The 21,619-nt window shown below is 72.1% G+C and carries 18 protein-coding genes; 8 read left to right on the top strand and 10 right to left on the bottom strand.

Annotation, left to right across the window (positions count from 1 at the left end):
• Position 1: 1 nt before the first annotated feature.
• From purH to AMETH_RS37700, 7 genes are all read right to left on the bottom strand, one after another.
• Positions 2–1,561, bottom strand: a complete 1,560-nt coding sequence (gene purH / locus AMETH_RS03850) for a bifunctional phosphoribosylaminoimidazolecarboxamide formyltransferase/IMP cyclohydrolase (RefSeq protein ID WP_017986725.1) — start codon at positions 1,559–1,561, stop codon at positions 2–4.
• Complete coding sequence (gene purN / locus AMETH_RS03845; protein WP_026153776.1) at positions 1,558–2,175, bottom strand: phosphoribosylglycinamide formyltransferase; 618 nt, start codon at positions 2,173–2,175, stop codon at positions 1,558–1,560. Before purN ends, purH begins: the two co-directional genes overlap by 4 nt.
• A gap of 91 nt (positions 2,176–2,266) precedes the next feature.
• Positions 2,267–3,625 carry a cell division protein PerM gene (locus tag AMETH_RS03840; RefSeq protein WP_223843052.1) on the bottom strand — a complete coding sequence of 453 codons (1,359 nt, stop codon included), beginning with the start codon at positions 3,623–3,625 and terminating at the stop codon, positions 2,267–2,269.
• A 184-nt stretch (positions 3,626–3,809) separates the two neighbouring features.
• Positions 3,810–4,514, bottom strand: a complete 705-nt coding sequence (locus AMETH_RS03835) for a DUF5336 domain-containing protein (RefSeq protein ID WP_017986722.1) — start codon at positions 4,512–4,514, stop codon at positions 3,810–3,812.
• A 200-nt stretch (positions 4,515–4,714) separates the two neighbouring features.
• Complete coding sequence (gene sucD, locus AMETH_RS03830; RefSeq protein ID WP_017986721.1) at positions 4,715–5,605, bottom strand: succinate--CoA ligase subunit alpha; 891 nt, start codon at positions 5,603–5,605, stop codon at positions 4,715–4,717.
• A gap of 5 nt (positions 5,606–5,610) precedes the next feature.
• Positions 5,611–6,780, bottom strand: coding sequence for an ADP-forming succinate--CoA ligase subunit beta (gene sucC, locus AMETH_RS03825; RefSeq protein WP_017986720.1), 1,170 nt, complete (start codon positions 6,778–6,780; stop codon positions 5,611–5,613).
• A 155-nt stretch (positions 6,781–6,935) separates the two neighbouring features.
• On the bottom strand, positions 6,936–9,482 hold the full coding sequence (locus AMETH_RS37700) for a hypothetical protein (protein WP_156131599.1): 2,547 nt from the start codon (positions 9,480–9,482) through the stop codon (positions 6,936–6,938).
• A gap of 475 nt (positions 9,483–9,957) precedes the next feature.
• Between AMETH_RS37700 and AMETH_RS03810 the strand changes: the two genes are divergently transcribed.
• Entirely contained in the window at positions 9,958–10,773 is an 816-nt protein-coding gene (locus tag AMETH_RS03810) for a M23 family metallopeptidase (protein ID WP_017986717.1), read from the top strand.
• Positions 10,774–10,792: 19 nt separating this feature from the next.
• On the opposite strand, the gene AMETH_RS03805 is transcribed toward AMETH_RS03810, so the two are convergent.
• Positions 10,793–11,044, bottom strand: coding sequence for a hypothetical protein (locus tag AMETH_RS03805; RefSeq protein ID WP_017986716.1), 252 nt, complete (start codon positions 11,042–11,044; stop codon positions 10,793–10,795).
• 513 nt (positions 11,045–11,557) lie between these two features.
• Entirely contained in the window at positions 11,558–13,963 is a 2,406-nt protein-coding gene (pcrA, locus tag AMETH_RS03800; RefSeq protein WP_017986715.1) for a DNA helicase PcrA, read from the bottom strand.
• 110 nt (positions 13,964–14,073) lie between these two features.
• On the opposite strand from pcrA, the gene AMETH_RS03795 reads away from it, so the two are divergent.
• From AMETH_RS03795 to AMETH_RS03765, 7 genes are all read left to right on the top strand, one after another.
• On the top strand, positions 14,074–14,460 hold the full coding sequence (locus AMETH_RS03795) for a DUF1707 domain-containing protein (protein WP_017986714.1): 387 nt from the start codon (positions 14,074–14,076) through the stop codon (positions 14,458–14,460).
• 168 nt (positions 14,461–14,628) lie between these two features.
• Positions 14,629–14,934, top strand: coding sequence for a chorismate mutase (locus AMETH_RS03790; RefSeq protein ID WP_017986713.1), 306 nt, complete (start codon positions 14,629–14,631; stop codon positions 14,932–14,934).
• Positions 14,935–14,999: 65 nt separating this feature from the next.
• Positions 15,000–15,305, top strand: coding sequence for a hypothetical protein (locus tag AMETH_RS03785; RefSeq protein ID WP_017986712.1), 306 nt, complete (start codon positions 15,000–15,002; stop codon positions 15,303–15,305).
• Positions 15,306–15,617: 312 nt separating this feature from the next.
• A complete protein-coding gene (locus tag AMETH_RS03780; RefSeq protein ID WP_017986711.1) occupies positions 15,618–16,727 on the top strand; it encodes a hypothetical protein in 1,110 nt (369 codons plus the stop codon).
• A gap of 161 nt (positions 16,728–16,888) precedes the next feature.
• Positions 16,889–17,731: a hypothetical protein gene (locus tag AMETH_RS03775; protein ID WP_017986710.1), complete on the top strand. Its 843-nt coding sequence runs from the start codon at positions 16,889–16,891 to the stop codon at positions 17,729–17,731.
• 182 nt (positions 17,732–17,913) lie between these two features.
• Complete coding sequence (locus AMETH_RS03770) at positions 17,914–19,452, top strand: serine/threonine-protein kinase (protein WP_017986709.1); 1,539 nt, start codon at positions 17,914–17,916, stop codon at positions 19,450–19,452.
• Positions 19,453–19,532: 80 nt separating this feature from the next.
• Positions 19,533–20,477: a serine/threonine-protein kinase gene (locus AMETH_RS03765; protein WP_017986708.1), complete on the top strand. Its 945-nt coding sequence runs from the start codon at positions 19,533–19,535 to the stop codon at positions 20,475–20,477.
• A gap of 178 nt (positions 20,478–20,655) precedes the next feature.
• Here AMETH_RS03765 and AMETH_RS03760 read toward each other — a convergent pair whose 3' ends face one another.
• The gene (locus AMETH_RS03760) at positions 20,656–21,558 is read right to left on the bottom strand and encodes a LysR family transcriptional regulator (protein WP_017986707.1); all 903 of its coding nucleotides are present in this window, start codon (positions 21,556–21,558) and stop codon (positions 20,656–20,658) included.
• Positions 21,559–21,619: the final 61 nt, after the last annotated feature.

The raw sequence follows: 21,619 nt of genomic DNA, 5'->3' as shown, positions 1-21,619 counted from the left end.
GTCAGTGGGCGAAGTGGCGCGTGCCCGTCAGGTACAGCGTCACGCCGGCCTCCTCGGCCGCCGCGATCACCTCGGCGTCCCGCACCGAGCCGCCGGGCTGGACGACGGCCTTCACGCCGGCGTCGATCAGCACCTGCAGCCCGTCCGGGAACGGGAAGAACGCGTCGGACGCGGCCACCGCGCCCTTGACCCGGTCACCGGCGCGCTGCACGGCCAGCCGGGACGAGTCGACGCGGTTGACCTGCCCCATGCCGACGCCGACCGTCGCACCGCCGCTGGCCAGCAGGATCGCGTTTGACTTCACCGCGCGGATCGCCCGCCACGCGAACACCAGGTCCGCGAGCGTGTCGGCGTCGGCGGCCTCGCCGGTGGCGAGCGTCCAGTTCGCCGGTGAGTCGCCGGGCGCGTCGATCCGGTCGACGGTCTGCACGAGCATGCCGCCGGAGATCGGCCGGAACTCGATGGGGTCCGCGTCGGTCAGCGCGGGCAGCTTCAGCAGGCGGACGTTCTTCTTGCGCTTGAGCACGTCCAGCGCCTCGTCCTCGAAGTCCGGCGCGAGCACGACCTCGGTGAACACCTCGGCGATCTGCTCGGCGGCCGCACGAGTGATCGGCCGGTTCGCCGCGATCACGCCGCCGTAGGCCGACACCGGGTCGCACGCGTGGGCCTTGCGGTGCGCCTCGGCGATGTCCAGGCCGACCGCGATGCCGCACGGGTTGGCGTGCTTGATAATCGCGACCGCGGGGCCCTCGAAGTCGTAGGCGGCCCGGCGCGCGGCGTCGGTGTCGACGTAGTTGTTGTAGGACATGGCCTTGCCGTGCAGCTGCTCGGCGTGCGCCAGGCCGCCGCGCCAGTGCCGGTAGACCGCGGCGCGCTGGTGCGGGTTCTCGCCGTAGCGCAGCACTTCGCCGCGCTCCCAGGTGCCGCCGGTGAAGTCGGGGAAGCCGGAGTCGTCGGCCGGGGCGTAGGCGTTGGCGAACCACGACGCGACCGCGATGTCGTAGCTCGCGGTGTGCGCGTACGCCTGGGCCGCCAGGCGCTTGCGGTCGGCCAGCACGAAGCCGCCGGCGCGGACCTGCTCCAGCACCCAGTCGTAGCGGGCCGGGTCGACTACGACGGCCACGTTGTTGTGGTTCTTCGCCGCGGCGCGGACCATCGCCGGACCGCCGATGTCAATGTTCTCCACGCAGTCCTCGGGGCTCGCGCCGGAGGCAACGGTCTCCCGGAACGGGTAGAGGTTGACGACCAGCAGGTCGAACGGCGCGATGTCCAGCTCACGCAGCTGCTCGACGTGCTCGGGCCGGTCGCGGTCGGCCAGCAGGCCGGCGTGCACCCGCGGGTGCAGCGTCTTCACGCGGCCGTCGAACGACTCCGGGAACCCGGTGACCTGCTCGACCGGCGTGACCGGCACCCCGGCGTCGGCCAGCACCTTCGCCGTGCCGCCGGTGGAAACGATCTCCACACCCGCCGCGTGCAGCGCGGTGCCCAGCTCCAGCAGGCCCGTCTTGTCCGAAACGCCGATCAGCGCGCGCTTCACCGGACGCCGGTCTTCCACCGTCACCGCAACCTCACCTTCCGTCCCTCGACCGTGGCACCGGCCCGGCCGAGTCGTTCCACCACGTCCACGAGCAGCCGTCGTTCCACGACCTTGATCCGCTCGTGCAGCCTGTCCTCGTCGTCGTCCGGCTCGACCGCCACCGCCTCCTGGGCGATGATCGGCCCCGTGTCGACCCCGGCGTCCACGAAGTGCACCGTGCAGCCGGTCAGCTTGACGCCCAGCTCCAGCGCGTCGGCCACGGAGTGCATCCCCGGGAACGACGGCAGCAGGGCCGGGTGCGTGTTGATCACGCGGTTCGGGAAGCGCGTGAGGAAGTTCGTCCCCAGGATCTTCAGGAAGCCGGCCGACACGACCAGGTCCGGCTCGTAGGCGGCGACCGCCTCGGTGAGGGCCTTGTCCCAGGCGTCGCGGTCCGGGTGGTCGCTGAGCCGGACGGTGAAGTGCGGCACCCCGGCGCGCTCGGCGCGGGCCAGCGCCTCGACGCCCGTGCGATCCGTGCCGACGGCGACGATCTTCGCCGGGAAGTCGATGCGCTCGGTCGCGTCCAGGAGCGACTGCAGCAGCGTGCCCGATCCGGAGGCGAGCACCACCAGCTTGACCGGGACGGGCAGTTCCAACCGGCTGGAGTTCAACGCCTCTCCTTCGCCCGTGCCAACGTCGCACCGAGTCTATGCTGCGCCGCGAAGCCGCTCCGTCGAGGGCGGCGGGCTAGCTGGGCTCTTCCGGCTTGTCGTCGGCGGGCGGGGGCTCCTCGTCCTCGTCTGGTCCGTCCGCTTGCTCCTCTTCGGTGTCCTCCTCGGCCAGCTCTTCGGGGCCCTCTTCGGCCTCGGCCTCCAGCTCTTCGAGCTCGGCGTCGAGGTTCTCCAATTCGGCCTCGATTTCGGGCTCCACCTCGGGTTCTTCCGGCTCGGGCGCGGGCTTGGGACGCGCGTGCGGGCCGGCGAACCAGGCGATCAGACCACCGGGCACCGCGATCCAACCGAACGCGGCGACGGAGACCAGCCCGACCGGGATGCTCACCGGGTCGAATACCCCGCCGCCGAGCCTGCCGCCGGCGAGAGTGCCGAGCAACACACATCCGAACCCGACGAGCGCGCCTGCGATGCCGACGATCCGCAGCCGGGCGAGCGGGTTCTCGTCGGCGCGGCGCAACGACCAGCCGAGCAGCACGCCGACCCCGGCCGGCAGCAGCATCAGGACCGGCCACCAGGGCGCCGCGTGCTCGGGAACGCCGGCCAGCACCGGCAGGCCGGGCACCGGACCGCCGGTGAACGAGAGCGCGCCTGCCGAGAACGACCCGATCGAGAAGCCGGGACCGGTGACGAAGGCCAGGCCGCCAACGACCGCGTTGGGCAGGTACCCCAGCGACAGCAACAGCATCCCGGCGCCGCTGCCGAACCCCGGCGCGTTCGCCGCGAACAGCTGGCGGATCGTGCCCGAGGCGAGGACCAGCGCAACGGTGTGCACGAGCGCGCCGACCGCGAGCAGCCCGGCCAGGCCCAGCGCGCCGGCACGCAGCCCGCGCAGCGCGAGCGGGTCCAGGTAGTCGCGCACGGCTGCCGCGACACCGGACCGCGACGCCGCTCCGGCCGCGGCGGCGACACCCGCGAGAACCGCGGGCACGGCGAACGCCGACAACGGCTCGACGCGCACCCCGGCGCTGTCGTCGAACAACGCGATCCCCAGCCCGGCGAGCGCGTGCCCGCTGGTCACCGCGGCGATCAATGGCACGGTCGCGCCGGGCTCGGCATGGCCGAGACGCCGCGTCGCGGTCGCCGCCGACCGGGCGACCAGCGCCAGCGCGCCGATAGTCGCCAGCAACGGCAGCACGCCGAGCGGGCGCCCGGCGATCTCCACGGGCACCTGGTAGGCGGCGAGCCAGCCAGGCCCGGCTGCGCGCAGCACACCGCCGATCGCGAACTCCCCCGCCGGGGCCATGGCCGTGACCAACCCGAACAGGGCCGCGACCACGACGTACCCGGCGACGATGGGACCGAGGACCGCCGCGGCGAACACCCTCGCCCGGACGACCGGTGAGCGCTCGCCCCGGTCTCCCGGGTCTGTCACCCCTTGCCCGGATCGACGGTACGAGGTGAGCAGCTGCATGCTTCGCACCCTCGCACCAACACTGCTCCGCCTGAGTGAGCCACGCCGTTCCTCCCTCATGCGGGTTAAGCCACAACGGAGGTGTCACGCGAGAACTGAAAAGCGCCCCTTCCCGTGCTGGGAAGGGGCGCTCCTGCGTGGAAGATCAACCCTGGGGGCTGCCACCGGGCGAGGTGCCGGGGTGCTGCCCCTGCTGGCCCTCGGGCTTGGCCGCCGGGTTGTAGAACTGGCCCTGCTGCGGGGCGTACACCGTGGACTGCTGCTGCGGCGGCGTCACCGGCGGGCCGTACTGGGTGCCCGACGGGCCGCCCTTCTGCTCACCGGGGCCCTGGCCGAACTGGCCCGGCTGACCGTAGGGCTGGCCGTACTGCGGCTGCTGCGGCTGCGGCATCTTCAGGACACCCGCGTCGAACAGCAGCGCCGCGACCGCGACCAGCATCTGCAGGATGCCCAGGATCAGGATCACCGTGTAGATGCCCGGGGTCTCGGCCTGCTCCGGGATGTGCACGACCACCAGGATCGCGGTGAGCGCGCCGAGCACGCTGAACAGCACCGCGAACGGGAGCGTCCGCGGGCCCCTTGGCAGCACCGCCAGGCCGGCCAGCAGGCCGCCCACGAGCAGGAACAGGACCGGCTGGTCGGCGCCCTGCGCCTCCTCGGAGAAGCCGATGAAGTAGTTCACCAGGCCCAGCAGGGCGATGAACAGCGTCAGGATCATGCTCAGGTTCGCCGGCGACAGGCTCGGGCCCTGCTGCGCCGGGGGCTGCTGCTGGGGGAACCCGCCGGTCCCCGGGGGCTGGCCACCGCCGCCCTGCTGCGGGTATCCCGGTCCACCACTGGGGAACGTCATCGCGCTTGCTCTCCTGTCTTCGCCCGAACCGGGGTGCCGATATGTCCGGGAACGATGCAACACGTCCCGGGGTTCCCGGGTCACCCCATCCGGCTATCCGACGTGCCGGGGCGGCAAACGGTTGCGTCGAATTTCGGGGGCCGGGAAGCACGCCGGCCGGGCACCGCGAACGGTGCCCGGCCGGCGTGTGGACCGCTACGTCAGTGCAGGTTCTCGTACAGCTCCCGGGCCAGCGCGGCGGTCTCGGACGGCGTCTTGCCGACCTTCACGCCCGCGGCCTCGAGGGCCTCCTTCTTCGCCTGCGCGGTGCCGGCCGAGCCGGACACGATCGCGCCCGCGTGACCCATCGTCTTGCCCTCGGGGGCGGTGAAGCCCGCGACGTAGCCGACGACCGGCTTGGTCACGTTCTCCTTGATGTAGGCCGCGGCCCGCTCCTCGGCGTCGCCACCGATCTCGCCGATCATGACGATGACCTCGGTCTCCGGGTCGGCCTGGAAGGCCTCCAGAGCATCGATGTGCGTGGTGCCGATGACCGGGTCGCCACCGATGCCGACGGCGGTGGAGAAGCCGATGTCACGCAGCTCATACATCATCTGGTAGGTCAGCGTGCCCGACTTCGACACCAGGCCGATCTTGCCCGGGCCGGTGATGTTGGCCGGGATGATGCCCGCGTTCGACTTGCCCGGCGAGATGACGCCGGGGCAGTTGGGGCCGATGATGCGGGTCTTGTTGCCCTTGGCGACCGCGTGGGCCCAGAAGTAGGCCGAGTCGTGCACCGGGATGCCCTCGGTGATCACCACGGCGAGCGGGATCTCGGCGTCGATGGCCTCGATCACGGCGTCCTTGGCGAACTTCGGCGGCACGAAGATGACCGACACGTCGGCGCCGGTCTCCTTCATGGCCTCCTCGACCGTGCCGAACACGGTGAGGTCCTTGCCCGCGATGGTGACGGTCTGGCCTGCCTTGCGGGCATTCACGCCGCCGACGATGTTCGAGCCGGCCTGCAGCATTTTGGTCGCGTGCTTGGTGCCCTCGGACCCGGTGATGCCCTGAACGATGATCTTGCTGCTGGAATCGAGGAAGATCGACATGTCTCTTACGCTCCTGCCGCGGCCAGCTCGGCAGCCTTGTCCGCTGCGTTGTCCATGGTGTCCACCTGCGTGACCAGCGGGTGGTTGGCCTCGTTGAGGATCCGGCGGCCTTCCTCGACGTTGTTGCCGTCGAGACGGACCACGAGCGGCTTGGTGGCCTCGTCGCCCAGGATCTTGAGGGCCTCGACGATGCCGGTCGCGACCGCGTCGCACGCGGTGATGCCACCGAAGACGTTGACGAACACCGACTTGACGGCCGGGTCGTTCAGGATGACGTCCAGGCCGGCGGCCATGACCTCGGCCGAGGCGCCGCCGCCGATGTCGAGGAAGTTGGCGGGCTTGACGCCGCCGTGCTTCTCGCCGGCGTAGGCGACCACGTCCAGGGTGGACATGACCAGGCCCGCGCCGTTGCCGATGATGCCGACCTCGCCGTCGAGCTTGACGTAGTTGAGGTCCTTCGCCTTGGCCTTGGCCTCCAGCGGGTCCTCGGTCTGCTTGTCGACGAGCTCTTCCTGCTTCGGCTGGCGGAAGGAGGCGTTCTCGTCCAGGGTGACCTTGCCGTCGAGGGCGACGATCTTGTCCTGCGGGTCGCGGACCAGCGGGTTGACCTCGACCAGGGTGGCGTCCTCGGCCACGAAGGTCTCCCACAGCTTGACGACCACGTCGGCCGCCTGGTCGCGGATGGCCTCGGGGAAGTTGCCCTGGGTCAGGATCTCCAGCGCCTTGGCCTTGTCGACACCGGCGATCGCGTCGACCGGCACCTTGGCGAGCGCCTCGGGCCGCTCCACGGCCAGCTGCTCGATCTCCATGCCGCCCTCGGCGGACGCCATGGCCAGGAAGGTGCGGTTGGCGCGGTCCAGCAGGAAGGAGAAGTAGTACTCCTCCGCGATGTCGGACGCCTCGGTCACCAGCACGCGGTGCGTGATGTGGCCCTTGATGTCGAGGCCGAGGATGGCTTCGGCCTTCTCCTTGGCCTCGGCCGGGTCCTTGGCGAGCTTCACGCCACCGGCTTTGCCGCGGCCACCGGTCTTCACCTGGGCCTTGACGACGACCTGTCCACCGATCTTCTCGGCGGCGGCCTGGGCTTCTTCCGGGGTGCTCGCTACGGCGCCGGGCAGTACCGGCACGCCGTGGGCGGCGAAGAGGTCCTTCGCCTGGTATTCGTAGAGGTCCACTACTCCAGTCTCCTGACGACACACACCGCCTGAGTCACCGGTCGTCTCGCGAGGGGCGATCCGCAGGCGGGTGCTTGTTGCAAACCATGCTGCCGGACGCAGACGACCCTAGCGACCTGGGCTTTGGCTCGGGGCGGCGCATCCGGTGAACTCGGTCACCGTATGGATCCAGAGCGTGGTTTCGGGGTGTGAATCGAGCCACGCGCGGCCAGAACGGCGGCGATGACCAGGGCGAGGGAGCAGCCCAGCGCGAGCCACCAGCCCAGCCCGGCGTGCGCGCCGGCGATCTCATCACCCACGAGTGGCAGCTCCGCGGCGCGCAGCCCGGCGACGCAGGCGGCGCCGGCGAGCAGCGCCGCGGCGCGGGCGGGACGGCACCGCGGGGCGAGGACGCACGCGCCGAGCACGGTGAGCAGCGCGACCAGCAGGCCCCACGAGGGGGTGCCGAAGCTCGACCACAGGGCAGGCTCGACGTAGTCCGGGGCGAGGATCGAGGGCGTGCCGAAGGCGCCGATGGCGAGTATCCCCGCGGCGACCAGCGGGGTGAGCAGGTCCGCACCGGGCAGGGCGGGCCCGTCGCCGAACGCGGTGGCCGGGTCGGTGGTCTCGTCCCGTTCGACCATGCCCGCGACGACGGAGCAGCAGGCGGTGATGGCCGACCCGACGATGGCGAGCGCGGTCCAGAGCACGCCGGGTCCCGGGGCGAGGCCGGCGCCCAGTTCGGTGGCCGTGACCGCCATGGTCAGGACGGCGGTGCCGGCGAGCGGGACCGTGACCCAGGCGACCGAGAGGGCGGGCCGGGCGTAGGCGGCGGGGCCCGCGGTGAACATGACGAGGCCGAGCAGGCCGACCAGCAGCCCCGCGACGAGCAGTGCGGAGCGGGAGGGGCTCTGCGGGCCGTTGAGGGTCTCGGTGATGACCACCTGGGGCGTGAGGGCGCCGGCGATGGCCGCCGCGGACGTGAGCACGGCGAGGACGCCGGTGACGATCCGCAGGCGGCGGATGCCGGGCAGGGTGATCTCGCCCGCCTCGTCGTCCTGGGCGGCGTCCGGGGTCGTGGCGGTGGGCAGGAACGCGGCGGCGATCATCCCGGCCGCTCCGGCGAGCACGAGGATCGGCCCCGCCGCGAGGCGAACGCCGGGCAGGCTGAGCCCGGACACGAGGTTCGGCAGCCCGACGACGGCGGCGGTGACGCCGAGGCCGAGCAACCCACCCCGGGCGACGGCCGTGCCCGAGCCGGCGAGCAACACGGTGGCGACGGGCAGCGCGAAGGCGAGCAGCAGACTGCCGGCGAGCACGAGGCCCGGGCTCTCGAACGCGCTGCCCGCGGGCAGGAACGCGTCGGTCGAGGTGAAGGGCGCCATCATGACCCCGACCGCCGCGACGACCGCGGCGAACATCCCGAAGATCAGCCCCCCGCGGCTCACTTCGGCCGCCTCAGGCCAGGCGCCCTCGGAGGCGGGGGGTTGACCGGAGGCGTCAGCGGGGGTGGCGCGGGTGGCGGCTCGGCCAGGGCTGACGCCCGGGGCGCGGCCAGAGTCGGCGGCGGGTGCAGAGACCCTGCCGGAGCCGCCACCGGAGGCAGAGGTCTGGTCGGAGCCGCCAGCGGCAGCAGTCCGATCAGAGCCGTCACCGGAGGCAGAAGCCCGGCCAGAACCGGCGCCAGCGGCAGAAGCCCGATCGGAACCGCCACCGGGGGCCGAGGCCCGGCCGAAGGTGTCGGCGGAGGCAGGTGTCTCGTCAGAGCCGGCGCCGGGGGCAGAAGGCTGGTCGGAGACGTCGGCTGAGGCGGCCGTTCGGCCAGACCCGCTGGCGGAAGCGGCGGCTTCGCCGGCGGTGGTGGGCGGGCCGGCGGCAGAGTCGTCTGTCCCCGCGTCGCCGATGGCGACGGAACATTCGGTTCGCGAAGTGCGCGCCGGGAGGGCGCCGGACTTCCCGTCGGCGTTCCCGGCGCGCTCCTCCGCCTCACCACCGGCGGCCAGGTCATCAGTACCGCCGGCAGGTGCGCCGACAGCATCATCCGCGGCGGTGCCGCTGGGTGGCGCCGCGGCAGCACCGCTGGGTGCGTCACCTCCAGCGGTCCGGGCGCTGCTGGGGGCAGCGTCGGCCGCGCGGTCAGTGCTGGGGCCGCTCGGGGTGGAGCCGCTCGGCGTGGGGTCTCCGGCAGCGCGGGCCGCGGCGGCCTCGGCTGCGGCGGAGGCCCTCGGCGTCCACTGGGTGTCCGCCTTGGGGGCGGCGGCTCGGGTTGCCATCACCCCTGCGGCGATCGCCGCCACGTGGCCTGCCAACAGGAGCCACAGGCCGGGCGCGGTGCCGGGGTCGGCCAGTGAGTGCAGCCGGAACAGCTCCGGGCGCGCCGCCTGGACCGGGTCCGTCAGCAGGATCAGGTCGAGCACCAGCCGCCCGGGGGCGAGCGCCGCCACAGCGGCCAGCACTCCCGCCGCCGTCTGGTGGCGTCCCTTCAGGGCCAGCACCGCGACCACGGCCATCGGCGCGACGGCGAGCACCACCAGCAACGGCACGCTGTGGAAACCCCGCGCCACGCCGTTCACCACGGGCACGGCGGCACCCGCGGCGAGCAGCACGGCCGAGACCACACCCACCACGTAGGCCGCGACTGACGGGGACCGGCCCGCGGCGGCCGTGTCGGGAATGGCGTCGAGCTGCACGGCAGCCGCGCCGCCGGTGCTGTCAGTGTCCATGTGTTCTCACGTCGTCGAGGGTCGGAGGAGCGGTCGGGACGGCCGGCCTCGGCGTCCGAGAGCCGCGGGTGCACCGCAGCCTGTGCCTGACACCGGCGCCCGGCACCACCGCCTCACAGAGGATCGCGGGCCCGCGCGGTCTCGCTACCGACACCGGCGCCGACGCTAGCAAGCCTCCGAGGTTGCCCCCGGAACCCCACGAACTAACAAACCGTGTCGCACGTCACACCAACGGCGGAATATCCCCTCTACCCAGTGTCATCGCTGCTGCTGGACGGCCGACCCGCACCCCACGTTCGGCCCAGACGGCGGCCGGTTCTTGCCGACGACCACATCCCTTCGTTACTGTCCCCCGGTCCCCATCACGGTCAGGTCACGATGTGGGCGACGGGCAATCAACCCCCGAACGGTTGCCCACCGGGATCCCCCGCCCGGCGCCCGCGGTCTGACCCCCCGAGCAACGGAAGGCCCTGACTTGGCTCGATACCGCTCCCCCGGCGGCCAAGCTCCTTCCCCGGAACTCGACGACGACGCTCTGGACGGCGCCGTCGTCCGGGTCCGGGGCGCCCACCGGCTCCCCGCGCCTTCGTCGGCGCTGCGCGGCCGGGTCGTCGTCGCCGCGGTCGCGGCCGGCGCGTTCGCCGCTGCCGCCGCAGGACAGACCCTCCACGCCGTGCAGACCTCCGACGCCGGTGTGACTCCCCTGGCCAACGCCGAGGACGCCAGCGCGTCGTTCGCCGTCGGTGGTGACGCTCCCACCGGCGCTCCCGAGATCCTTCCCGCGGCCAACTTCACGGACGCGTCGGCCGAGGTGCAGCGCCTCACCGACAGCGAGAACGTCACGATGGCCCGCCAGGCCCGGGACGCCGAAGCCGCCCGCGCCGCCGCCGAAGAGGCCGCCCGCCCGAAGACCTGCCTGCCCGCGAAGGGCACGTACACCTCCGGCTTCGGCGCCCGCTGGGGCACCAGCCACTACGGCATCGACATCGCCAACTCGATCGGCACCCCGATCTACGCCGCCTCCGACGGCACCGTGATCGAGGCCGGCCCGGCCAGCGGTTTCGGCCTGTGGGTGAAGATCCAGCTGGACGACGGCACCGTGCAGGTGTATGGCCACATGAACAGCTACTCGGTGCGCGAAGGCCAGAAGGTCAAGTGCGGCCAGAAGATCGCCGAGATCGGCAACCGCGGCCAGAGCACCGGCCCGCACCTGCACTTCGAGGTGTGGCTCAACGGCACCAAGAAGGTCGACCCGCGCACCTGGCTCGCCGCCCGCGGCGTCTACCTCTGACGGCCCCTCCCGGGCTCGCTCACGGGGCGTCCGGCCGCACGAAGTAGGCCACCGCGACCTGCCAGACCCCGCACAGCCGCCGCGAAGTGCGCCGGCACAGCGCGCACCGGCCGTCCGGCCCACCGTGCCGCTCCAGCAGCGCCTGCCAGGCTCCGAGGACGACGAGTGCCTCCGCGGCCGGTAATGCACCGTCGCGAGCCGCACGCGCGACCATGCGCTCGACGCGTTCCAGGACGCCCGCCCGTACGTACGGGAACCACTGCCTGCCCACACCATGACCTCCCGAGGGTTCGAACTTTCGTTCGAGACAGTTGTATCGGAGGGGTCTGACAGTTTTGGCGTGCTCGGGCAGCGGGGATCAACGTTCGCTCGAACGGGTTAATGGGGGTGCTCGCGCCCGGCGCTTGGTGGCGTCAGGCAGGGGCACTGGGGGCCGGCAGCGGTGGCTGCCGGGGACGGCACGCCATTGCGGCGCAGAGGACCCACAGCGCGAATCGCAGGCCGCAGTCGGCGGCATGCAGGGTATAGGCGGGCAACAGCCGTGGCGGCCGGCGAACGGCACACCACCGCGGCGAAGAAGACCCACAGCGTCAACCGCATGCCGCGATTGGCAGCAGGCACGGCACAGGCAGCAACCGGCAGCCGGTGGCTGCCGGGAGCGGCACACCACCGAGGCGAACAGGACCCAGAGCACGAATCGCAGGCGCAGTCGGCCGCAGGCAAGGTGCAGGCAGCCAGTAGCGGTGGCGGCCGGCGAACGGCACACCACCGCGGCGAACAGGACCTACAGCTTCACCATCGGCACGCTGCCGATCAGCATCAGCTTCACCTTGCCCGCACTGCCGAAATCGATCGTCGCCGTGGCGCGGGGGCCCTCGCCGGAGGCTTCGACCACCGTGCCGAGCCCGTACTTGTCGTGGTTGACCCGGTCGCCCACCTCGAGCTTCAGCGCGACCGTGTTCTGCCAGCCCTTGAACGGCGTCGACCGCATGCCGCGGGCCGCGATGCCTGCCTGCGCGGAATCCTCGCCGAAGCGCGAGCGGCGGCCCCAGGTGGTCGCGGCACGCGGGGACCCGAAGGACGACTCGGCGGCGGACGACGGCTCCTCGCGGCGCCAGTCGAGCAGCTCGGACGGCACCTCGTCGAAGAACCGGGACGCCGGGTTCGTCATCGGCTGCCCCCACGCGGACCTGGTGATCGCCCGGCTCAGGTACAACCGCTGCCGCGCCCGCGTGATCGCCACGTACGCCAGCCGCCGCTCCTCCGCCAGCTCGGCGGGCTCGCCCAGCGCACGCAGGTGCGGGAACACCCCGTCCTCCCAGCCGGTGCAGAACACGACCGGGTACTCCAACCCCTTTGCGGTGTGCACGGTCATCAGCGTGACCACGCCGGAGTCCTCTTCCTCGCCGTCCTCGTCCGGCGTCGGCACCGAATCGGCGTCCGCGACGAGCGACACCCGCTCCAGGAACGCCGCCAGCGAGCCCGGCTCGGGCACCCCGTCGTCGTCCTCGGCGAGCGGCGCCATCTCGGCCGCCTGCTCCGTGAACTCGCGGGCGACGGTGATGAGCTCGGTCAGGTTGTCCACGCGCGAGGCGTCCTGCGGGTCGTCGGACTCTTCCAGCTCGGCCCGGTACCCGGTGCGCTCCAGCACCGCTTCGAGCACGTCCGCGACCTCGGCGCCGCTGTCGACCAGCTCGATCAGCCCGTCGAGCAGCTCGACGAACCCGGCGATCGCCTTGGCCGAGCGCGGGTTGAGCAGCGCCACCCGGCCCGCCGCGGCGTCGCGCAGCGCGGCCGCGAAGGAGATCCGCTCGCGCTCGGCGTGCGTGGCCACGCACGCCTCGGCCCGGTCGCCGATGCCCCGCTTGGGCACGTTCAGGATGCGGCGCAGGCTGACCGTGTCCTCCGGGTTGGCCAGCACCCGCAGGTAGGCCAGCGCGTCCCGGACCTCGCGACGCTCGTAGAACCGGACGCCGCCGACCACCCGGTAGGGCAGGCCGAGCCGGATGAATATCTCCTCGAACACCCGGGACTGGTTGTTCGTGCGGTAGAAGACCGCGACGTCGGAGTACTTCGCCTGGCCCTGGTCGACCAGCGCGTCGATCTCGCCAGCGACGAACGCCGCCTCGTCGTGCTCGTTGTCGGCGACGTACACGCCGATCTTCTCGCCGTCACCCGAGTCGGTCCACAACCGCTTGTCCCGGCGGTTGGGGTTCCGCGCGATGACCGCGTTGGCCGCGGACAGGATGGTCTGGGTGGAGCGGTAGTTCTGCTCCAGCAGGATCGTGCGGGCGTCCGGGAAGTCCCGCTCGAACTCCTCGATGTTGCGGATCGTGGCGCCGCGGAAGGCGTAGATCGACTGGTCGGCGTCACCGACCACGCACAGCTCCGCAGGCTCGGCCCCGGACTCGCTCGTCGACGTGCCGACGAGCTCCCGCACCAGCGTGTACTGGGCGTGGTTGGTGTCCTGGTACTCGTCGACCAGCACGTGCCGGAACCGGCGGCGGTAGTGCTCGGCCACGTCCGGGAAGGCCTGGAACAGCTCGACGGTGCGCATGATCAGGTCGTCGAAGTCGAACGCGTTGGCCAGCCGCAGCCGCCGCTGGTACTCGGCGTAGACCTCGGCGACGCGGCGCTCCAGGTCGTTGGACGCCTTCGCCGCGGCGTCCTCCGGGTCGGTCAGCTCGTTCTTGTGATTGGAGATGTGCACGGCCAGCGCGCGGGCCGGGTAGCGCTTGGGGTCGACGTCCAGGTCGCGCGCCACGAGCGTGACCAGCCGCCGCGTGTCGTCGGCGTCGTAGATCGAGAAGTTCGACGACATGTCCAGCGTCTTGGCCTCGCGGCGCAGCAGCCGCACGCACATCGAGTGGAACGTGGAGACCCACATCGCGTTGGCCCGCCTGCCGACGAGGTCGCTGACGCGCTCGCGCATCTCGGCCGCGGCCTTGTTGGTGAACGTGATCGCCATGATCTCGCCGGGGTGCACGCCGCGTTCGGCCAGCAGGTAGGCGATCCGGCGGGTCAGCACCCGGGTCTTGCCCGACCCGGCGCCCGCCACGACCAGCAGGGGCGCGCCCGCGTGCGTGACCGCCTCCCGCTGCGCGGGATTGAGGTCGGCGAGCAGGTCGGCGTGGCGGCCCGGCGCTGGGCGCGCGGGCGGCTCGGCGGGGAGGTCGAACAGGGTGCTCATCGGTTCTCCACGCTACTCGGGGGCACTGACGGTTTACCGCGCCGGACGTACCGCCAGGTGTCGTCGGCGGACGGACGCGCGCCCGCTCGCCGCGGCGGAGGATCGACGGCATGGACGCACCATCGAACCGGATCCGCGCCGGGGACCAGGACCGGGAGCGCGTGGCGACCCGGCTGCAGGAAGCGAGCGGCGAGGGCAGGCTGACCCTAGGCGAAGCCGAAGATCGCCTCGCCGCCGCCTACGCCGCGACCTACGTCGACGAACTGTCCGCGCTCACGCGGGACCTACCGGAACCAACGCCGCCGCGCGCCTCCCGCTTCCCCGCGCCCCTGCGGGTGCACGCTGCGGTGGTGGCCGTGCTGTCCGCGCTGCTCATCGCGCGGTTCGCGGTGTCCGGCGCGGAGTTCTTCTGGCCGGTGTTCCCGTTGTTCTGGCTCGGCGTGAGCCTGGTCGCACACGCGGCCGTCCGCGCACGGGGGCGAGTTGTGCCATACTGATCTCGTGCAGCACCACGCGTACCGATTTTTCTACGGGACCCGGACTCCGGCTCCCGTGATCGCGTAGGTGCCCACACCACACCGTCACCACAAGCCCCGGAGTCCACGGACCCGGGGCTTTCGTCGGCTTCGGGGCCGTGCGGGTCCGGGAACCGACCGGAGGGCCCGATGAACGCACAGACGAACGAGAAAGCCACCCCGCCGGAGACCTCCGGCGAACCCGTCGCCTCGGCCGAGGAGATCGCCGAGCTGCGCAAGGAGATCGACTGGCTCGACTCCGAGATCCTGCGGCTCGTCAAGCGCCGGGTCGAGGTCTCCCAGACGATCGGCGCCGCGCGGATGGCCGCGGGCGGCACGCGGATCGTCTACAACCGCGAGATGGACGTGCTCGCCCGTTACCGCGAACTCGGCCCGGACGGCCGCCAGCTCGCGATGGCGTTGCTGAACCTGGGGCGCGGCCGGCTCGGCCGCTGAAAATCGTCCGATTTTCCGGGACTTCCCGGAGGCCCGGTGGCTCGGCGGACGGGCACACTGGAGACATGATTAACGTCATCGCGGTCATCATCGCGATCGCCAGTGTGCTCGCCTCGCTAGCCCATGTGGGTTACCTGGCGCTGCTGAACAACGCGGCGAACAAGCGGGCCGGCGGCGCGCCGGTCGCGCAGTACGTCCGCAGCCGGTGGGCGCTCGCCGGCGGGACGACCGCCGCGTCGCTCCTCGCGTGGCTGTTCACCTCGGGCAACGCCGGGATGGACATCCTCGCGATCATCGTCGCCGCGGGCAGCGGCGCCGTCGCGACCAAGGCGCTGCAGTCGACCCAGGCGCGCTACCGAAGCGGTGGGTGACGGGAGCGCCGACGCCCCAACAGAGTGAACTTGCGGGATCACGCTTTGACGACCGGCGTGGGCTCTTATTCTTGAGGGCGTGGGATGCCCCAGATTCGGCTCCGCGCGCCCGGCGACAGGCCGTGCGCGTGCAGACGAACGTGCACCCGCACATGCACGCCCTGCTCCATTCGGTCGAACCGGCCTCGTTCCGGCGTCAGATGACGCAGAGGGCGGTGTCCACACGGCATGACACGCGGGGCCGATTTCACGGAAAGCTCTCGTTCCCGGACCGGCCGGCACCGCCGTGGTGCCGGAACCTGGACCCCGGTCGTGCCGGCGCACCGGCCGCCCGCCGCCCGCCGCGCGCCGGAGCCGTACCGGCCGACGCCGGTGAACCCAGTCCGCTCCGAGCCGTTCGACGCCCCAGCCCGCGGCTCGTTGCCGCTGGCCGAACGCATCTCTACCACTGACGTCTTCCCCGCCGCGCACGGCGAGCTGCCCCTGCCTGCGCCGCCTGCCGTGCCCGAGCAGCCGGCGCCGCCTGCCGCGAAGCCGTCGCAGCGGCCCCAGCGGACCAAGGTCAAGCTCACCCCGCCGCGCCGCCGCGAGGCCGAGGACACCGACGTGCGCGTGTACGAGGCCGCTCCGGTGACCGGCCTCGGCTCGTTCGACCTCGGCAACGTGCCCGCGTCGGTCACCCCGCCGCGGAGCTGGCGCAAGGCCGCCTGGTTCGCCACCGCCTCGTCGGGCGGCGTCGTGGTCGCGCTGATGTTCGCCGGCTCTGCCTTCGTCGCGAAACCGGCGCCGGACCAGGCGGGCGGCGCGTGGGTTCCCGGCCTCGGCGGCGGGGTGCCCACCCTCTCCGGCGAGCAGATCGCCCCGCCCAGCTCCGGCGGCGACGAGAGCGACACGTCCAGCACGTCCCGCGACGACATCCCCGACACCGGCGCGACCAGTGTCCGGCCGACCGAGAGCGCGGGCGTGCGCGCACCCTCGGGCTCGACCACGGTCCGCGACACCTCGGCGACCGGCGGCCCGGCGAGCGGCACGACCACCGCGACGCCGACCACCAGCAGCGTCCCGCCCAAGCCGGCGCCCTCCCCCGCACCCTACGAGGCGGACCCGTACCGGTTCACCATGTACGCGGACGAGGATCCGAAGACGCTGGCCAGCAACTCGCAGACCTACCTCGACACTGTCACCGAGAACCCCGAGGCCGCCGCGAGCCTGACCGACGGCGAGCTGAAGCAGGAAGGCCCGCAGGGGCTGGAGCACAAGTACGCCGAGGTGGCGTACTTCCAGGTCAAGCACATCCGCGTGCACCAGTACGACGGCAAGACGGTGTGCACCGTGCAGACGGTCTACAAGGACGGCCGCGAGGTCACCGAAGAGCGCACGCTGGAGTTCTCCGGTGACAAGATCATCAGCGACGGTGCCTGAGCACCGCACTGCGCCAGGTGGGTGACGGTAACTGCCGTTCGTCGTTCCCCGGTGCCCCTCCACCGATCGGGGGTGGCCGGTAACGCGGTACGGGGGTTCGCTGATTAACAGCTAGACAGCCCCGGCCAGTCCCCGAGACGGAAGATCCAGACGACAGGTCCATGAGAGTCGCACACGAACGGCGTCGCGCCACCCGCACGCCGGACGCACTCCGCGTCGAGGAGCTGATCTCCCCCGAGATCCTCGACAACGAGATGGTCGACCGCGAGTACCTCACACAGGTGTTCCGCGAGCCGCGGAAGTACCTGCCGCCGCCCCGTGTCCGCACCAGGACCGAGCCGCAGCGGGAGCCGGAGAGCCGGGGCGCGAAGCTCGCCAAGCTCACCGGGCTCACCATGGCCGGCACGCTGCTCGTGGGCGCGGTCGTGGCGTCGTCGGTGCTCAGCCGCGGCCGGGACCAGTCGGCCGCGCCGGTCAGCCCGGCCCCGCCGCAGATCACCGGGGCGGCCGCGCTCGGCGGGTTCGCCGTCGGCGGCACGCCGGGCGGCAAGCAGGGCAGCAACACCGTCGGTCACGCCCAGGCGACCAGCACCCCGCTCCCGCAGGTGCCGGTGGCCCAGACGCAGCCCGTGGAGACCGGCGTCCCCGAGACGGCCGTGGGCTCCGCGCCCGCGACGACGACCGCCCCCGCGCTGACCGACGCGGACAGGCTGGCGGTGGTCAACGAGTTCTACCGGCGGGTCGACTCCGCGCCGGAGAAGGCGCTGGACCTGCTCAGCCCGGCGCTGGCCGGCGAGGAGGCCGGCGACCTGGTGCGGGCGTGGAGCACCATGCGTCAGGTCGAGGTGGTCGAGGCGCACGTCCAGCCGGATGGGTCCGTGCTCGCCGTGGTGCTCATGCGCCGCGACGACGGCACCCGGCTCCGCGTGACCCAGCAGCTGGGTCTCGACCAGGCCGGACACAGCATTTCGGAAGCGGTCCTGCTGGCCGCGGAGGAGCTGTAGCGGACGCTATACCAGGCGTGGTCGGGCCGCCCCATACAGTGCCGGATGCATGCGCGCAGAGTGAGCACCCTAGCCTTGACTGACGGATCTGGCTCAACCCCCGGCCCACGGGCCGAGCTACGTGCATAGGCTTCCAGGCGTGCGGCACTGTCGCGCCCTGAAACAGCCCCGAAGGAGGTCGCGTGAGCGACGAGGGTCGCCTGGTCGCCGGCCGGTACCGGATCGAGCGGCGAATCGGCACCGGCGCCATGGGTGCGGTGTGGCAGGCGCACGACGACGTACTCGGCCGTTCGGTCGCGATCAAGCAGTTGCTTCTGCAACCAGGGCTGGACCAGCACGAGGCCGAGGACGCCAAGCAGCGCACGATGCGTGAGGGCCGCATCGCCGCCCGGCTGCACCACCCGAACGCGATCTCCGTCTTCGACGTCGTCACCGACGACAACGGCCACCCGTGCCTGGTGATGGAGTACCTGCCGTCCACGAGCCTCGCCGAGCTGCTGCGCGACCGGAAGACGCTCCCGCCGCGCGAGGTCGCGCGCATCGGCGCCCAGATCGCGGCCGCGCTGAAGGAGGCGCACGCGGTCGGGATCGTGCACCGGGACATCAAGCCGGGCAACATCCTGCTCGCCGACAACGGCGTGGTGAAGATCACCGACTTCGGCATCTCGCGGGCCAAGGACGACGTCACGGTCACCAAGACCGGCATGATCGCCGGCACCCCCGCCTACCTGGCGCCGGAGGTGGCGATCGGTGGCGACCCCGGCCCGGAGGCGGACGTCTTCTCGCTGGGCTCGACGCTGTACGCGGCCTGCGAGGGGCAGCCGCCGTTCGGTCTGAGCGAGAACACCCTGAGCCTGCTGCACGCGGTCGCCGCGGGGCAGATCAACCCGCCGCGGCAGTCCGGTCCGCTCGCCAGCGTGCTGGCCGTGCTGCTGCACCCGGAGGTCCAGCACCGCCCGACCGCCGCGGAGGCCGAGGAGCTGCTCGCGGCCGTGGCGCGCGGTGAGACGCCACTGGGCGGGACGGCGGACGAGACGCAGTTCTCGCCGTCCGGCGGGGCGCTCGCCGGTGGCGCGCTCGCGGCCGGGGCCCTGGGCGCGGCGGCCGGCGCCGGCGCCACGCGGGCCTTCCGCGGCGACGAGCTCGGCGCGCACTCCGGCACGCTGGCCGGCGGCGCGAGCGACCAGTTCTACGACGAGTACGACGACTACTCGGACGACCCGCACGCCGCCACCGCCGCGTATCCGACGGACGACTACGACCGCCAGGGCGCGACACGGGCGGTGCCTGCCGGGTACGACGGCTACGACGACGAGCCGCGCGCCGCCGCGGCGGACGACGAGGACGACAAGCCGGGCAGGTGGAAGGTGCCCGCCGCGATCGGCGCGGTCGTGGTGGCCGGTCTCGTGGCGCTCGGCATCTGGCTGTTCACGCCGGCCAACAACAACACCACGAACACCACCGAGACCAGCCCGCCGGTGGTCCCGCCGCCGGTGACCAGCTCGTCGGTGGAAACGACGGAGAGCTCGACGCCGACCGCGACGCGGTCGAGCCAGTCCAACGAGCCGACGAAGTCCTCCCCCTCGCGGCGCAGCTCCACCGAGGAGACTTCGGCGAGCAAACCCAGCTCCAGCAAGAGCCCGACCTCCTCGTCGTCCTCGTCGAGCAGGACCCCCACGAGCACGCCGGAGGAGACCCCGACGTCCGGGGCCAACGGCTGAGTCGACAACCGGAAACGTTCAGGATCGGCCAGTAGGGTGGTGGGTGACTATCCGACAGGCCGGGACGACGAGAGGGTGTTGTGGGTACTGAGGGCGCACTCGTCGGCGGCCGGTACCGGTTGGACCAACCGATCGGTCGTGGCCGCGCCGGAATCGTGTGGCTGGCGTACGACACGCAGCTGAACCGCACGGTGGCGGCCAAGAAGATGCCGGTCGCGCCGGGCCACAGCGAGCAGTCGATCGCCGCCGCGCTGGAAGAGGGCCGCGCCGCGATGCGGATCCAGCACGCCTGCGCGATCGGCGTCTACGACGTGCTTCGCGACGGGCCGGACCCGTGGGTGGTCATGGAGTACGTGCCCTCCCGCAACATGGCGGACTTCCTCACCGAGTACGGGACGCTCACGCCCGACCAGACCGCGTTCCTGGGCATCCAGCTCGCGTCCGCGCTGGCCGCGGCGCACCGGGCCGGTGTGGTGCACCGCGGGCTGGAGCCGGGCAACGTGCTGCTCGCCGACGACGGTGGCGTCAAGATCACCGACATCGGGTTCACCGGCGCCGGCTTCAACCCCGCCTACCGGGCGCCGGAACTCTCGCGGGGCGCGACCGCCGCGCCCGCCACCGACGCGTTCTCGCTCGGCGCCACCCTCTACACCGCTGTCGAAGGCGTGCCGCCCTACGGCGACCACGGCGGCGGCCCGCTGCGGCAGCCGGAGAAGGCAGGCGTGCTCGCGCCCGCGTTGATGAAGCTGCTGCGCGAGGACCCGCTGAGCCGGCCCACGCTCGGCGACAGCATCACGTCGTTCCAGGCGATCACGCAGGGACGGCAGACGGCGTTCATCCCGCCCACCGCGCCCGCGCTGCCGACGGTGCCCGCGTTCCGGCCGCCGTCGCCGCCTCCTCGTCCGCCGAAGCAACCGTTGGTGCGGATCTCGCCGGTCCGGGCGCGGCAGTTGATCCTCGCGACCATGGCTGTGCTGGTTGCGGCTGCTATTGGGATCGGGGTTACGCAGCTTTTGTTCCTTTGAGGTGGCGCTACGCGGGTTTCTACTGCACCGGCTTCGCTTCGCTACGCCCGGATGAAAAGCAGCCCCTTCCGAACCCGATCTTGAATCGTTCGGTTGCCGATTGGGCTGGGGATCGGGTTGCGGGAGGGGGTGGCTCGAGGGGTTGTTGCGTTTCGTTGCCGGGTGGCGGTTCGGTCTTCTATGCGGCGACGTCGGTTTTGATGTCCTTGAGCACCTGCAACAGGTGGCGGACCGCGGGCTGGTCGCGTGAGCGGGTGGCCACGGCGGCGTGGATCGGGCGGATCGGCTCCGGGTTGCGGATCCGGCGGATCACCGCACCGGGCTGGGGCGCGCCCAGGCCCAGCACCGGGACCAGGCTGATGCCGAGACCGGCCGCGACGAAGCCCTGCGCGGTCGCGTAGTCCTCGCACTCCATCACGAAGTTCGGCACGAAACCGGCGGCCCCGCAGGCGGCCATGAGCACGTCCCGGCAGGGGCCGGGCACGCCCTCGTTGCTGATCCACGGCTCGTCGGCCAGGTCGCCCAGGTCCACGACCCGCTTCCGGGCCAGCGGGTGGCTCTTCGGCAGCGCCACGCGGTACGGGTCGTCGAACAGGTGGCACAGCTCGACGCCCGGCTTCGAGTACGAGCCCGAGAAAACCACGATCGCCACGTCGGCGTCACCGTTTTCCACCTGCGGGAGCGCCTCGCCGGGCTCCAGGAGCCGCAGGTCCAGCTGCACGCCGGGGTAGTCGCGCCGGATGGCCGCCACCGCAGGCGGCACCAGCGACGCGCCTGCCGTGGCGAAATAACGGATCGCCAGGCGGCCCGTGCGGCCCGCCTTCAGGTCGGCCAGCTCGGACTCGGCCTTGGACAACTGCGCGAACACGACCTCCGCGTGCTGGGACAACAACGCGCCGGCCGGCGTGGGACGCACCCCGCGGCCGACCCGCTCCAGCAGCGCCGTGCCTGCCTCGCGCTCCAAAGTGGACAACTGCTGGCTGATCGCGGACGGGGTGTAGCCGAGGTTCCGGGCGGCCGCGCTGATCGACCCGCTGGACACCACGGCCCGCAACACCTGCAGCCGGCGGACGTCGAGCATCCCCCGAGAATACAGTTCTGCTAACAGCAGCGTGTAGGGATTTTCGCTTGTCCTTACAGAT

It is taken from the genome of Amycolatopsis methanolica 239 (assembly GCF_000739085.1).
GTDB classification, from domain to species: domain Bacteria; phylum Actinomycetota; class Actinomycetes; order Mycobacteriales; family Pseudonocardiaceae; genus Amycolatopsis_E; species Amycolatopsis_E methanolica.
Note: the sequence above shows the minus strand (reverse complement) of the source record. Positions and strands in the feature narration are given on the sequence as shown.

Excerpts from the sequence above, each read along its gene's own strand:
- AMETH_RS03835 (WP_017986722.1), bottom strand. The coding sequence starts at position 4,514 with ATGACGTTCCCCAGTGGTGGACCGGGATACCCGCAGCAGGGCGGCGGT.
- sucD (WP_017986721.1), bottom strand. The coding sequence starts at position 5,605 with ATGTCGATCTTCCTCGATTCCAGCAGCAAGATCATCGTTCAGGGCATC.
- AMETH_RS37700 (WP_156131599.1), bottom strand. The coding sequence starts at position 9,482 with ATGGACACTGACAGCACCGGCGGCGCGGCTGCCGTGCAGCTCGACGCC.
- pcrA (WP_017986715.1), bottom strand. The coding sequence starts at position 13,963 with ATGAGCACCCTGTTCGACCTCCCCGCCGAGCCGCCCGCGCGCCCAGCG.
- AMETH_RS03795 (WP_017986714.1), top strand. The coding sequence starts at position 14,074 with ATGGACGCACCATCGAACCGGATCCGCGCCGGGGACCAGGACCGGGAG.
- AMETH_RS03790 (WP_017986713.1), top strand. The coding sequence starts at position 14,629 with ATGAACGCACAGACGAACGAGAAAGCCACCCCGCCGGAGACCTCCGGC.
- AMETH_RS03785 (WP_017986712.1), top strand. The coding sequence starts at position 15,000 with ATGATTAACGTCATCGCGGTCATCATCGCGATCGCCAGTGTGCTCGCC.
- AMETH_RS03775 (WP_017986710.1), top strand. The coding sequence starts at position 16,889 with ATGAGAGTCGCACACGAACGGCGTCGCGCCACCCGCACGCCGGACGCA.
- AMETH_RS03760 (WP_017986707.1), bottom strand. The coding sequence starts at position 21,558 with ATGCTCGACGTCCGCCGGCTGCAGGTGTTGCGGGCCGTGGTGTCCAGC.